General features: G+C 43.6%; 6 protein-coding genes. All 6 read left to right on the plus strand.

Annotated features, from left to right (window positions below):
* Positions 1-493: 493 nt before the first annotated feature.
* The 6 genes from VB620_RS10945 to VB620_RS10970 are packed head-to-tail and all read left to right on the plus strand — an operon-like array spanning position 494 to position 14948.
* Positions 494-2614, plus strand: a complete 2121-nt coding sequence (locus VB620_RS10945; protein WP_323196182.1) for an AMP-binding protein — start codon at positions 494-496, stop codon at positions 2612-2614.
* Positions 2577-3839, plus strand: coding sequence for a cytochrome P450 (locus tag VB620_RS10950; protein ID WP_323196183.1), 1263 nt, complete (start codon positions 2577-2579; stop codon positions 3837-3839). The genes VB620_RS10945 and VB620_RS10950 overlap by 38 nt, the downstream gene beginning before the upstream one ends.
* A 46-nt stretch (positions 3840-3885) precedes the next feature.
* The gene (locus VB620_RS10955) at positions 3886-11439 is read left to right on the plus strand and encodes an SDR family NAD(P)-dependent oxidoreductase (RefSeq protein ID WP_323196184.1); all 7554 of its coding nucleotides are present in this window, start codon (positions 3886-3888) and stop codon (positions 11437-11439) included.
* A 4-nt stretch (positions 11440-11443) separates the two neighbouring features.
* A complete protein-coding gene (locus VB620_RS10960; protein WP_323196185.1) occupies positions 11444-13210 on the plus strand; it encodes a fatty acyl-AMP ligase in 1767 nt (588 codons plus the stop codon).
* Positions 13211-13261: 51 nt separating this feature from the next.
* Positions 13262-13537, plus strand: a complete 276-nt coding sequence (locus tag VB620_RS10965; protein WP_323196186.1) for an acyl carrier protein — start codon at positions 13262-13264, stop codon at positions 13535-13537.
* Between the two features lie 46 nt (positions 13538-13583).
* A complete protein-coding gene (locus VB620_RS10970; RefSeq protein ID WP_323196187.1) occupies positions 13584-14948 on the plus strand; it encodes a hypothetical protein in 1365 nt (454 codons plus the stop codon).
* The last annotated feature ends 10 nt before the right edge of the window (positions 14949-14958 follow it).

The following is a 14958-nucleotide window of genomic DNA, read 5'->3' on the forward strand; positions in this document are numbered from 1 at the left end:
TGTCGAAGAACTTGCCATTTATTTTACAACGATTACAGACTATGATGCATCAAGATTCTTTGCCTAAATCACGCTCTCGAAAGCCGTCCTGAAGAGACGGGGCTTTACACCCCATTTTTTGGTAAAAATTTGGAAAACCCGCAAGATTGTAGAAAATTACTCCTATCCCTGTACAATGACCTAGTGATCCATTTACAGGGGTACTATTGATGTTTTAATCTAGCGGTGGATAGTGAAATAGAATGACCTAATAATCAATTTACAGGGGTACTATTAATGTGTAAGTACTCAGTGTTTTTGCGGATAATTTAATCATTCAAAAAATTATTATGTGAATATACTCATATAAATTATTTTCGATAAAAAGTGATCACTGTCACACGAAAAAAACTTTTTGATCACTTGATTCTGAACCTGCGGTGATTTTAAATATGACTAGGCAATTACAAACACCTTAAATAAGACTCGATTCTCCGCTTATGGATGTAAGACTTTGACATCAAACATTTTGGTAGATCATCAGACTGTCGTAGACCTCTTGCAAGAAAAAGCGTTACAGCAACCGTGTAAAACAGCTTTCACGTTTTTGCAGGATGGAGAAATAGAAGCCCAAAGCCTTACATATCAAGGATTAGCGCAAGAAGCTCGCGCGATCGCCACTCAGTTAAAAACTTTGGTAGACCGTGGCGATCGCGCCCTGTTGCTATATCCCCCAGGTTTAGAATTTATCAGTGCCTTTTTTGGGTGTTTATATGCTCAAGTAGTAGCAGTTCCCGCCTATCCGCCACGAAGAAACCAGAATCTGGGCAGACTTCAGGCGATCGCATCTGATACACAGGCAACAGTAGTTCTGACTACTAAATCCTTACTAACAAATCGGGAAGCATGGTCTCAGCAAGCACCAGAATTAACTACAATTCCGTGGCTAGCCACCGACGACATCGACCTCAACGGGGATTCCCATTGGCAAAAACCCGAAATTAGCAGCGACACCCTAGCCTTTCTCCAATACACATCCGGTTCCACTGGTAAACCTAAAGGAGTAATGGTCACTCATGGTAATGTGCTGTACAACGAGCGCATGATTGAACTGGCATACCAACACAGCCAGCAAACAGTCATTGTCGGTTGGTTGCCCCTATTCCACGACATGGGATTAATTGGTAACATACTACAGCCTCTATATCTAGGGGTATCCTGCCATCTAATGTCACCAGTAGCCTTTCTGCAAAAGCCAGTGCGTTGGCTACAAGCCATTTCCCGCTATCAAGCTACCACCAGTGGCGGGCCAAATTTTGCCTATGATTTATGTATAAATAAAATTACCCCGGAGCAGATAGCAGGTCTGGATCTAAGTAGTTGGGAATTAGCCTTCAACGGCGCTGAACCAGTACAAGCAGAAACCCTAGAAAAATTTGCTACCAAATTTAAGCCTTGTGGCTTTCGTTCTCAAGCCTTTTACCCTTGTTATGGCATGGCTGAGACTACCTTACTGGTTTCTGGAGGGATGAAAACATCCGACCCTGTGTTGCTCTCTGTAGACAGTGCAGCCATTGAACAGAATCAAGTAGTCATTAGTAGTGAACAATCAGCAGACAGTAAACAAATAGTCAGTTGTGGTAAGACTTGGTTAGAGCAGAAAATAGCGATCGCCAACCCCGAAACCCTAACTCAGTGCAGCCCCGAACAAATCGGCGAAATCTGGGTATCAGGTGCTAATGTCGCCGCCGGTTACTGGCAAAATCCCCAAGCCACCACAGAAACATTTCAGGCCTATTTAGCAGACACCAAAGAAGGGCCATTTCTCCGCACAGGAGACTTAGGATTTATCCGCAACGGCGAGTTATTCGTCACCGGTCGCATCAAAGACTTAATCATCATTCGCGGACAAAACCACTATCCCCAAGATATTGAAATCACTACCCAAAAAAGTCACCCAGGATTACGTCCCAGTTGTGGAGCAGCCTTCTCCATCACAGTTGCAGGTGAAGAAAGACTAGTAATTGTCCAAGAACTAGAGCGCAGTTACCTCCGCCAGTTAGATATAGACCAGGTAGTTGGAGCTATCCGCAAAGCCGTATCAGAAGAACATGAACTACAAGTTTATGCAGTAGTCTTGCTCAGAACAGCCAGCATTCCGAAAACCTCCAGTGGTAAAATTCAGCGTCAAGGCTGTCGCACCGGGTTTTTAGCCAAAGATCTCCAGATAGTCGGAGAATGGCAAGCCAACCTGCAAGAATCGGAACACATCCAAAAAACTGCAAAAATTCCAGCAGAAGAAAATAGTATTCAACCTGTTTTTACTCCCGAAGAAATTCAAAACTTCTTAGTAAAACATCTAGCTTCATCTCTGAATATGTCGGCGGATGAGGTAGACACTCAAGAACCTTTTGCCTACTACGGTTTGGATTCATCAGCAGCAGTCAGCATCACCAATGAACTATCCGAATGGTTAGGCTGTGAAGTTGACCCCACCTTATTTTGGGATTATCCCAGCATTGCCGCACTTGCTCAATATTTAGCAAAACAAGGTACTTCTCCCCCAACCCTGGAAACAATCAACAAGGAGAGTGGAAATGAAGTCATTCGGGGATCATCCCAAAGTCATGAATAATAACACCATAAAACCTATATTTAACCCCTTTCTACCTGAGTTTAGAACTAACCCCTATCCATATTATGAAAAATTACGATCTGACGATCCCATCCATTTCGGTTTTATGGGTGTATGGATAATCAGCCGTTATGCTGATGCTATATCAGTCTTGCGTGATCCTCGCTTCAGTGTTGATATGCGCCGATGGGGAAAATACAAAGACATTCGATTTCGAGAAACAGCCACAGAACTAGGACCACTAGGAAGCATGACTAGTAAATGGATGCTATTCATGGACCCACCAGACCACACTCGTTTACAAAGACTGGTGAGTAAAGCTTTCAGTCCCCAAATAGTTCAGCGATTGCGTCCTTATATTCAAGAGGTAGTCAACCAAAAACTGGATGAAGTGCAAGATTTAGGGAAGTTAGATGTGATAGCTGACTTGGCTCAACCCCTACCCGTGGTAGTAATTGCCGAAATGTTAGGTATCCCCCGCCAAGACCGCGACCAGCTGCAAAAGTGGTCTGATGACGTGGTGCTTTGTTTAGACCCCATGATGTCGATAGATGTCTTTGAGCGTCTGAATAAAGTAGTCATACAGTTTACTGAATATTTCCGCAACTTAATTGTTCAGCGTCGCCAACAGCCTGAAGATGATCTCCTGAGTGACTTAATTGCTGCTAGAGACGAGCAAGATAAATTGACGGAAGAAGAATTGTTAGGAACTTGTATATTACTGTTTGCAGCTGGTCACGAAACCACAGTCAAACTGATTAGTAATGGTATATTGTCCTTACTGCGTCACCCAGACCAGATGGCAAAACTCCAACAAGAACCGGCACTAATTCAAAGCGCTGTAGAAGAGTTCCTACGTTACGATAGCCCCGTTCAGTTAACAGTAAGAACAGCCATTAAAGATATAGAAATTGGTGGTAAAACCATTCGCCAAGGGCAACAGGTTTTTGTTTGTCTCGGATCTGCTCATCGAGATTCCGAACAATTTCCCGATGCTGATCAACTCGATATTACCCGCCAAAATAACCAACATCTGGGTTTTAGTTATGGTATTCATGCCTGTTTGGGTAACGTCTTAGCAAGAGTCCAAGCCCAGATTGCTATTAATACTCTCATGCAAAGATGCTCTAATCTCCAACTAGCCACAGACAAACTAGAATGGCAGAAAAAAATTATCCTCCGGGGATTAAAAGAGTTACCAGTAACCTTTACAAATAACTCATAAATATACTTTGTTAAGTTGACATAATTAAAATTGTTTGAGGATCAACATGGTTAAAGAACCCATTGCCATTATTGGAATAGGATGTCGTTTTCCTGGGGCTAAAAATCCCGAAGCCTTTTGGCATTTGTTGCGGGATGGCATAGACGCTATTACCGAAGTGCCAAAGACACGTTGGGATATAGATGCTTTCTATGACCCAGACCCCTCGACACCAGACAAAATGACAACGCGATGGGGTGGCTTTCTGGAGCAAATAGATCAATTCGACGCGCAATTTTTCAATATTGCCCCTAGAGAAGCCACAAGTGTAGATCCTCAACATCGGTTGTTATTAGAAACAACCTGGGAAGCCTTAGAAGATGGTGGACAAAATCCCGAAGCCTTGACAGGTACACCTACTGGTGTATTTATGGGGATTTCCACCTTTGACTACGATAAAATCCGCTTTCAAAATCCAGTTAACTTAGATGGTTACGCAGGTACGGGTACAGCCTTATCCCTGGCGGCTAACCGCATTTCCTATGCCTTGAATTTCACAGGGCCAAGTATGGCCATTGATACGGCTTGTTCCTCTTCTTTAGTAGCAGTTCACCTCGCTTGCCAAAGTTTGCAGCAGGGGGAATCTACCTTAGCTGTGGCTGGGGGTGCGAATATCATCGCTACCCCTTGGGTGAGTGTGAGCTTTTCTAAAGGTGGTTTTATGGCTCCTGATGGGCGGTGCAAAACCTTTGATAGTCGGGCTAATGGCTATGTACGTAGTGAAGGGGCTGGGGTTGTAGTCTTAAAACTTTTATCTCAAGCTGTGGCCGATGGCGATCGCATTTATGCAGTAATTCGAGGTAGCGCCGTCAATCAAGATGGTCGCAGCAACGGCATCACCGCCCCCAACTCCTTAGCCCAAACAGCAGTCATCACAGCCGCTTATCAGCAAGCCGGAGTTTCCCCCTGTCAAGTGCAGTATATAGAAGCCCACGGTACTGGCACAAAATTAGGCGACCCCATAGAAGTCAAAGCCTTGGGGAAAGTCCTCAGTCAAAATCGCCCCCCCGGAGAATACTGTGCTTTAGGTTCAGTCAAAACCAACATTGGTCACACCGAAGCCGCCGCCGGAATCGCCGGGTTAATTAAAGTCGCCTTATCCCTCAAACACCAGCAAATCCCCCCCAGTCTGCATTTTCAAGCAGCCAACCCCTACATTCCCTTCGATAAACTGCCCCTACGAGTCCAGCAAAAATTAACACCTTGGCCAGAAAGTGATCAACCCAGCACAGCCGGGGTCAGTTCCTTCGGCTTTGGCGGTACTAATGCTCACGTTGTTTTACAGAGTCATCAGTTAGTTAATAGTCAACCCCCCCCCATCAGCAACCATCCCGTACATTTGCTGACCTTATCAGCTAAAACTGAAACCGCACTGCAAGAACTGGCACAGAGTTATCAAGAATATTTCCAGCATCATCCACAAGTCTCATTCAGCGATGCTTGTTTTACAGCTAGCGTCGGACGCAGCCATTTTGATTATCGGTTAGCAATTGCTTCAGATTCCACCACCACACTACAACAGCAATTAGCCGCATTCACAGCCAAACAACACAGCCCCGGAATCTTCCAGGGAAAAATCAATCATCGTCAACGTCCCAAAATAGTTTTTCTCTTTACAGGTCAAGGTTCCCAGTACATTGACATGGGACGACAACTATATGAAACCTACCCCAAATTCCGCCAAACTCTAGACTATTGCCAAGAAATTCTCAGTAATTATTTAGAAAAACCCCTATTAGAAGTTTTATATCCCTCATCTCCAGATACCCAATCACCCATCAACGACACCGCCTACACCCAACCCGCACTCTTTGCCTTAGAATATGCCCTAGCGAAACTCTGGCAATCCTGGGGAATAGAACCCTCGGCGGTTATGGGTCATAGTGTGGGTGAGTATGTCGCCGCTTGTCTGGCGGGAGTTTTTAGTTTAGAAGATGGCTTAAAACTGATCGCTGCTAGGGGTCGGTTAATGCAGTCACTACCCCTAAATGGGTCAATGTCCGCAATTATGGCGGATGAAAACACCGTATTATCTGCCATTCAACCCTACAGTGGACAAATATCCATAGCAGCTAATAACGGGATCAAAAGTTTCGTGATTTCTGGAGAAAGTCAAGCTATTGCAGATGTTTGTCAAACACTGACAGAGAAAGGCATCCAAACCAAGCCTCTACAGGTTTCCCACGCCTTCCATTCTCCCTTGATGGAGGCGATGTTAGGAGATTTTGAACAGGTAGCGAAAACAGTAAAATACTCCACCGCGAAAATTCCCCTATTTTCTAACCTGACGGGACAAATTGCCACAGCAGATATAGCGACAGCAGAATATTGGGTAGATCATATCTGCCTACCAGTACAATTTGCTGCCAGTATGCAGTTGCTGCACCAACAAGGCTATGAGACATTTGTGGAAATTGGCGCTAAACCCACTTTAATTGGTATGGGTCGTCAATGTTTACCGGATGATGTCGGGGTTTGGTTGGCGAGTTTGCATCCCAAAAAAGATGATAGACAACAAATCCTCGGTAGTTTAGCGGCTTTGTATGTCCAGGGTGTTGCTGTCAACTGGAAAGCGTTTTATCAAGACTTTGACTACCAACCAGTGGCTTTACCTACCTATGCTTTTCAAAGAAAACCCTATTGGATAGAGAAAGTTTCGCCTCTACATCAGTCAAGTTTGCAGTTAATTCCAGGGAAACAGCATCCGTTATTAGGTAACAGGCTAAATGTAGCCGGTCTGAAAACAATTTGCTTCCAGTCTCAAATTAGCAAAGATCAACCCGCTTATTTAGCAGATCATCAAGTTTTAGGTGAAGTGATTTTACCCGCTACCGCTTATTTAGAAATGGCTTTGGCGGCGGGATTTAAATTATATAAGTCAGCTAAATTAGTCTTAGAAGATGTCAGTATTCTCCAACCATTGACATTGGAAGCAGCAGCCATCACATTACAAATTAGCCTGAGTCAAAGTGATAATGGTTACTCGTTTGAAATTTTTAGTAGTGAAAATACTGGAGATGAGGATTTGATCTGGACACTCCACGCCACAGGTAAATTATTGGCGGGGGAAAATGCGGCACAGTTGACACAGACAGGTTTACCAAAGCTGTGTGAAACAGTAATATCAACTAGCGATTACTATCAGCAGTGTCAGGACAGAGGTATTGATTACGGTCTTAGTTTCCAAGCTATCCAAGAACTTAGTTATGATTCCGGTTTAGCTGTGGGACGGGTGGAATTAGCCGCAGACTGGACAGATGAGAGTTACCAACTGCATCCGATTCTTTTAGATGCTGGTTTCCAGGTAGTAGGTGCAGCTTTACTGAATCAGAATCAGCGAGATACTTATTTACCAGTAGCCATTGAGCGGTTGCAGATTGATGGTAGTTTGGGTAATTTGGTTTGGAGTCAGGCAAAAATTCATGCCGATAATAATCCAGAACTCCTGAACGCTGATGTCAGCCTTTATACAGATGATGGAGTGCAGATTGTTCATGTCCAGGGTTTAGAATTAAAGCGATCGCGCCCATTGACCACAGCCCCAGAAACCATACAAAATCACCTTTATCAAGTAGCTTGGCGGCAAAAATTCCACTTTAGTAGTCAACAACTTGCCCCCGATTACCTACTGCAACCAGAGAAAATTAGTCATCAGATTGATACAAATTTATCTGAGATTATCAGTAAATTTGACCATGTAGAATATCAGCAAGTCTTCACCCAACTGGAAGCCCTCAGCGTCGCCTATACCATTCGCGCCTTTGCCGATATGGGCAGAAGATTCTCTTTGGGGCAAAAATTTAATACAGCAGATATAATTACCCAACTAGGGATAGTCAACCGCCATCACAGGCTTTTGCATCGGCTATTAGAGATTTTAGCCGGGGTCGGTTATTTGCAACAAACTGGCTCCCAATGGCAGGTCAGACAAATACCCCCAGAATCCCATCCAGACAACCAATTAAATCTGCTATTAGCAAAATATCCCAGTGCTAAAGCCGAGTTAACATTACTAGGGCGTTGTGGAACTCAACTAGCCGCAGTCCTCCAAGGTAACTGTGACCCCTTGCAATTGCTATTCCCAGAAGGGGACATGACCACAGCTACCCAAGTTTATCAAGATGCGCCCGGTTCCCAGGTTCTGAATACCTTAGTGCAGCAGTCCATTTCCGCAGCCATAGCAAAATTACCTTCAGATAGAGGGGTGCGGATTTTAGAAATCGGTGCGGGTACTGGGGGAACTACGGCTTATATTCTCCCCATCTTACCAGCAGAGCAAACAGAATATATCTTCACCGATTTATCCCCCCGCTTTACCACCCAGGCTCAAGAAAAATTCCGTGATTATCCCTTTGTGCAGTATCAGGTATTAGATATTGAGCAAGAATTAAAGCCACAGGGATTTGAGTTCCATGAATATGATATCGTCGTCGCCGCTAACGTCCTCCACGCTACCCAGGATTTAGGACAAACCCTGCAAAATATCCGACAGTTGCTCGCACCGGAAGGGTTACTGGTTTTATTAGAGGGAACTATTCCCCAAGCTTGGCTAGATTTAACCTTTGGTTTAACTGAGGGTTGGTGGCGATTTAATGATTCTGATTTACGGTTAAATTATCCCCTGTTAAGTAGTGAGCAATGGGAGCAATTTTTAGGAAAAACAGGATATCAAGCCGCAGTCACCCTACCTATAGCCCAAGCTACTGAAGGTAATTTTAATCAGCAGTCGGTAATTGTGGCACAAGCCGCCCCCATAACTAAAACCTTAGCTGCGACTAAATCTCAGCATTGGCTGGTATTGGCTGACTCCCAGGGTTTAGGCGCAAATATAGCTACGCAGTTGAGGGAGCAGGGTGATATTTGTACTGTTGTGTTCTCCGGTGAAGAATATCAATTGGTGGATAGCCAAACGGTGAAAGTGAATCCCCAGGAACTTGGTGATTTTACACAACTCCTGACTGAAAAAGGTGCTTTAGATGGTGTAGTCCATTGCTGGAGTTTAGATACATCTGAGCCAGATTTACAGCTTCCAGTGGGTAGCACTTTACATTTAGTGCAAGCTTTAACCAAGGCAGATATCAGCCCTCAGTTATGGTTAGTGACTAGAGGCGCACAGTGTGTAGAAGGTAGTGTTTCCGGTGTCACCTCCTCTGCACTTTGGGGGATGGGTAAGGTAATTACTTTAGAACATCCAGAATTTAAATGTGTGCGGCTGGATTTAGATCCGCAACCGGGAGAGAATGAAGTATCGGCATTATTGGCAGAAATCAGGGCTAAGGATGGAGAAGATCAAGTTGCTTTACGCCATCAACAGCGTTATGTGGCGCGGTTAACTCGGACTGCGGTTGGGGGAGAAACTCAGCTAAAAATCCCGGAAAATCAGCCGTTTAATTTAACTATTTCCACGAGGGGGACTTTAGAAAACCTGGAATTTACACCTACGGAACGACATTTACCCCAGAAGGGAGAGGTGGAAATTCGGGTGAGAGCTACGGGGTTAAACTTCCGCGATTTGCTCAATGCTTTAGACTTATATCCTGGAGATCCGGGGGCGTTGGGTGGCGAGTGTGCGGGTGAGATTGTCGCCGTGGGTGAGGGAGTGACCAGCTTGAGGGTGGGTGATGCTGTAGTGGCGATCGCACCGGCTAGTTTTAGTCAATACGTCACTGTGAATGCTCAGATGGTAGCACCAAAGCCAGATAATTTGACCTTTGCAGAAGCCACAACTATTCCCATTACTTTCCTCACCGCATATTATTCACTACATCATTTGGCGAAAATTAGTCCCGGTGAACGGGTATTAATTCACGCGGCTGCGGGTGGTGTGGGACAAGCCGCCATCCAGTTAGCTCAACAAATAGGCGCGGAAGTCTTCGCCACCGCTAGCCCTGGTAAATGGGATTTTCTCAAATCTCTGGGAGTCAAACATATTATGAACTCCCGGACTGTAGACTTTGCCGAAAAAATCCAGGAAATTACCGCCGGAGCAGGTGTAAATATTGTCCTCAACTCCCTCACCTCTGACGAATTTATCAGCAAAAGTTTATCAGTCTTACCATCCCAAGGGCGATTTGTGGAAATTGCCAAGCGGGGAGTGTTACAAACCGATGAAGCCCTGACGGTGCGCTCAGATATCGCTTACTTTTTAGTGGATTTAGTGGAAATTTGTCAGCAACAACCAGCCTTAATTGCATCAATGTTAGCGCAGTTAATGCCGCAATTTGCCACAGGACAACTTAAACCTTTACCGCAAACACAATTCCCGATGTCAAATGTTGTCGATGCTTTCCGCTATATGCAGCAAGCCAAGCATATCGGGAAAATTGTCGTCACCCAAACAGAACTGAATTTCCGGGAAGACAGCACCTATTTAATTACTGGGGGAATGGGTGGTTTAGGCTTACTGGTGGCTGAGTGGATGATTGCAAAAGGAGCGCGACATTTAGTGTTACTGGGGCGCAGCAGTCCCAATGCAGAGGTGCAAAAATCAATCACAGCCCTGGAAAATATGGGCGCTGAGGTGATAGTAAAAGCCGCCGATGTCGTCGATATAGAGCAGATGACCAAGGTAATGGCAGATATAGAGCGATCGCACCCCCCATTACGCGGTATTATTCATGCCGTGGGAGTATTAGATGATGGTGTCCTACAGCAGCAAACCTGGTCACGCTTCACCAAAGTCATGGCTCCCAAAGTCCAAGGAGCATGGAATTTACATCAATTAACTCAGCATATTAACTTAGACTTCTTTGTTTTATTCTCCTCCGTAGCTTCCCTCTTCGGTTCACCAGGACAAGCCAACCACGCCGCCGCCAACGCCTTTTTAGACACCTGGGCGCATTACCGACAACAGCAAGGACTCCCAGGATTAAGTATTAATTGGGGTGTAGTATCTGACATTGGTGCAGCCGCCAAACGCCAAGCCGAGTCCTGGGTGAAAACCAAAGGTATCGGGACAATTGCGCCGCAGCAAGTCTTATCCGTCCTGGAACAGCAAATGTTAGCCCCAGTCTCGCCCCAAGTGGGAGTAGTTCCGGTGGATTGGTCGAAGTTTTTGGCGCAGTCTAATATCTCGCCATTCTTCCAAGAGTTACAACCCCGACGGATGGGATTAACTGAAACCCCAGAATTATCTGCACAAAATTCGGAATTTCTCCAAGAACTAGATAGCATCGCCACAACTGAAAAGCGTGCTTACCTGATGAATCATGTTTGTAGCCAAGTGGCGACAGTTTTAGGGGTAAGTTCCACCACATCCATTGATATTGAACAAGGCTTCTTTGATTTAGGGATGGATTCCCTCACCTCTGTCGAGTTGAAAAACCGCTTACAGACAAGTGTGGGATGTAGTCTACCGGCTACCCTCACCTTTAAATACCCAACCGTTGCAGCACTGGTGGATTATTTGGCGGTGGAAGTGTTGAATTTAGCTGCACCTCTACCGGAGACAAAGGCTAAAAATCAAGATTGGGAAGCGGTGAAAGAACTGTCAGCAGATGAAATTGATGCTTCCATCGCCCAAGAAATTGCGGAACTAGAAGCTTTGTTAAAGGGGAACTAAAAAGATGATTTTAACAGACAGTCAGGAAGCACCAGTTTTAAGTAACCAGTTCTCCACTTTAGTAGAATTGCTGCAATATCGCGCCAAAATGCAAGGGTCGAAAACTGCGTTTACCTTTCTCCAAAATGGGGAAGTGGAAGCTGGTAGTTTCACCTATGGAACTTTAGCACAACAAGCACAAGCGATCGCCAGCCAACTTCAAATCACAGTCAAAACAGGCGATCGCGCTCTGTTACTATATCCATCAGGTTTAGAATTTATTGCTGCCTTTTTTGGTTGTTTATATGCCGGAGTTGTAGCTGTACCAGCCTATCCACCCCGCCGGAATCAGAAATTATCCCGACTGGAAGCAATTATTACCGATTCTCAAGCCCAGGTAATTTTAACTACGAAATCTTTATTACCCCAACTCCAGGAGTGGTTTAGTGAGAATACCAAATTAGCAGGTATCCCACTCCTGGCTACTGATGACTGTGATTCTTTAGACTGGGAACCACCACAACTCAGCCGAGACAGTCTCGCCTTTCTGCAATACACCTCCGGTTCGACAGGAACACCAAAGGGTGTCATGGTCAGTCATGGTAACTTACTCCACAATTCTGAATACATCAAACAAGCTTGTAAACTTTCATCCGCCAGCGTTTCTGTGTCTTGGTTGCCCAATTTTCATGATATGGGCTTAATTGATGGCATTTTACAACCTTTTTACACTGGGTTTCTGGGGGTATTAATGCCGCCTGCATCCTTTGTACAGCAACCAATTCGCTGGCTGCAAGCTATTTCTAAATATCGTGCTACCCATTGCGGTGGTCCCAACTTTGGTTATGACCTCTGCACTAAAAAAATTACTTCTGAACAAATACAGGAATTGGATTTGAGTAGTTGGCTTGATGCTTACTGTGGTGCTGAACCAATTAATCAAGCCACCGTAGAAAAATTTACTCAGATATTCCAACCTTGCGGTTTCCGTCGTCGCGCCTTTTATCCCTGTTATGGATTAGCTGAAGCTACTGTAATGGTTTCTGGAGGATTGGGAGAAGATGAGCCGGTCTATTGTGCTGTGGAAGCCGAAGCACTGGAAAATAACCGCGTCGTTATTACTGAAAAAGAAGGGCCAAAGGTGAAGCAATTCGTCGGGTGTGGACGGGTATGGCTAGATGGTAAGATTGCGATCGCTAATCCCGAAACATTAACTCAGTGTCCACCCGATGAAATTGGTGAAATTTGGGTATCTGGGGCTTCAATAGCCGGTGGTTATTGGCAAAGGCTAGAAGAGACACAGCAAACCTTTCACGCCTACCTCGCAGATACAGGCGCGGGTCCATTTCTGCGGACAGGTGATTTAGGCTTTTTACTCGATGGTGAATTATTTATCACCGGACGCATGAAAGATGTGATGATTATCCGGGGACGGAATCATTACCCCCAAGATATTGAACTCACAGTGGAACAAAGTCACCCGGCTTTACGAACCAGTTTTGGCGCAGCCTTTACTGTGAAAGTCAATGAAGAAGAAAAACTAGTTATTGTTCAGGAGGTGGAAAGGACTTGGCTGAGAAAACTGGAAGGAGAAGAGGTAATTATCGCTATTCGCAAAGCAATAACTCAACAACATGAACTCCAAGTTTATAGCATATTCTTAATTAAAACCAATACTATTTCTAAAACATCTAGTGGTAAAATTCAGCGCCGATTATGTCGAGAAAAATTGTTAGAAAATAACTTGGAAGTGTTATATTCAGATAATAAAAACCTGATTAGTTCTTCGTAGTTGTGGCTTTAGCACCGTCTTGGAAAAATCCTCTTAAATCATCAAAATAAAATGACAACAACAAACAGCAAAAATATTCGCTCTACGGAAGAAATCCAAGACTGGTTAATTTCAGAGATGGCGGATATTCTCGAAATTACCCCCGATGAAATTGACATTAAAATGCTGTTCGATGAATATGGTCTAGATTCTTCCATGATTATAGGCATGATGGGAGAGTTAGAAGTTTGGCTCGGCTGTAATTTAGATCCCACATTAGTTTATGATTATTCCACAATTGGAGATTTAGCAGAACATATAGGCTCCATCTTAAGTGTTGATTCCTAGAAAAAATATCCATTATATATAACTTGTCAGGAATGAGGATAAAATCATGATTGAAAATATTGCTACTGAAGACGAACTAGAAAAATCTCCAAATAAAAGACATATTAAAGTTTGTGAAATTAATCACAAAAATAATCTTGACTCCGACTATACAGAGAAAATGGAGTCATTAGAAAAAAGCTTTGATTATGCCAGCAATAGTGAGCATTACTGGAGTGATCCTGAGCTTTCTATTTTATATGGAACTCCCCTTTATGCCGAGGCTTCTCCTTCACAGAAGTTAGCTCTTAACCACCTGTATTGGCCTATTCAGTATGATTTCATTGCGGCTAGTGAATCTAGTGCTATTCACTATAATCAGGTGACATCCGGTGTATTTGGTTATTTTAGTGACTATGAAACTCTCTGCTCGACATTAGACCTGGAAACAGAACAAGAATATACTCACATTCACACATTTCAGAAAGTTTCTTATAAAATTAAAACTGGTTTGTTTGGTAAGAAATTACTCGGTAGCAATCCTAAAAAAGTTAGTAAAGGAAGTTTGCGCGAGAAACTATTACCAAAAGTATTTAATCAGAAACCCCAGAAATCATCCCCTTCAGATTTGGAATATCGGGCTTTGCATTTCATTAATAAAATGATGCTGCAAAATGCTAACTATTGCTATTCTACCCATTTACAGGAATTGGAAGCAAAAGGTAATGTTATTCCCCCTGTAAAAGGATATATCAATTCAGCCATCCCTCAGTCACTACATAAATTTCTGACTTTTAATTGGGGTAGTTCACCATTTCTAGCTTGTCAGCATTTCACCTATAGATTTACAGCCAATTTAGCTTTAAAGAGCTATGAATATCGCTATACTAAATATTTTCGAGATTTAGCCAAGAAGGGAGATTTTATCCCTACACCTACAGCAATTTCTCACTATCATTTATTAGATGAATCCTTTCATACAACAACTTCCCAGCTAATTGGGAGAGATATGTACAAAGATTTTTCTCAGCCAACAGCTTATGAGAAATTAGTATCTAATGTGATTATCTATATGATTCAAAAGGGTCTTTTAGGACAATTGTCTGGGGGGATGATGTCTGGATTTAGAGAAGATAGGAATTTCTTACCCTTCTATTATAAGCTTCTGCGATCGCCTGTTTTTGATATGTCTCATGAAGATGCATTACATTGGCTAGAAAAATCTTTGTGTGATGACCATGAAGGTTTTCATGTGAATCTGAAATATCATCAGCGTCTCCAGACAGATTTGTGTCGATTTACTAGCAATCTTGATTACTTATGGCCGATTAACCGGGAAATGAAAGTTATGGCCAATGGAGGTTCCATCAACAAGGCCATACAGAATAACCAGAAGTCATTGCGAGAGTTTTCTGCATCTATTGCTGTCTAAATAAATTAAC

The organism is Nodularia harveyana UHCC-0300, from assembly GCF_034931085.1.
GTDB classification, from domain to species: Bacteria; Cyanobacteriota; Cyanobacteriia; order Cyanobacteriales; family Nostocaceae; genus Nodularia; species Nodularia harveyana.

What these genes read in the sequence shown, in the direction of transcription:
- VB620_RS10955 (WP_323196184.1), top strand. Translation starts at nt 3,886, where the DNA reads ATGGTTAAAGAACCCATTGCCATTATTGGAATAGGATGTCGTTTTCCT.
- VB620_RS10970 (WP_323196187.1), top strand. Translation starts at nt 13,584, where the DNA reads ATGATTGAAAATATTGCTACTGAAGACGAACTAGAAAAATCTCCAAAT.
- VB620_RS10965 (WP_323196186.1), top strand. Translation starts at nt 13,262, where the DNA reads ATGACAACAACAAACAGCAAAAATATTCGCTCTACGGAAGAAATCCAA.
- VB620_RS10950 (WP_323196183.1), top strand. Translation starts at nt 2,577, where the DNA reads ATGAAGTCATTCGGGGATCATCCCAAAGTCATGAATAATAACACCATA.
- VB620_RS10960 (WP_323196185.1), top strand. Translation starts at nt 11,444, where the DNA reads ATGATTTTAACAGACAGTCAGGAAGCACCAGTTTTAAGTAACCAGTTC.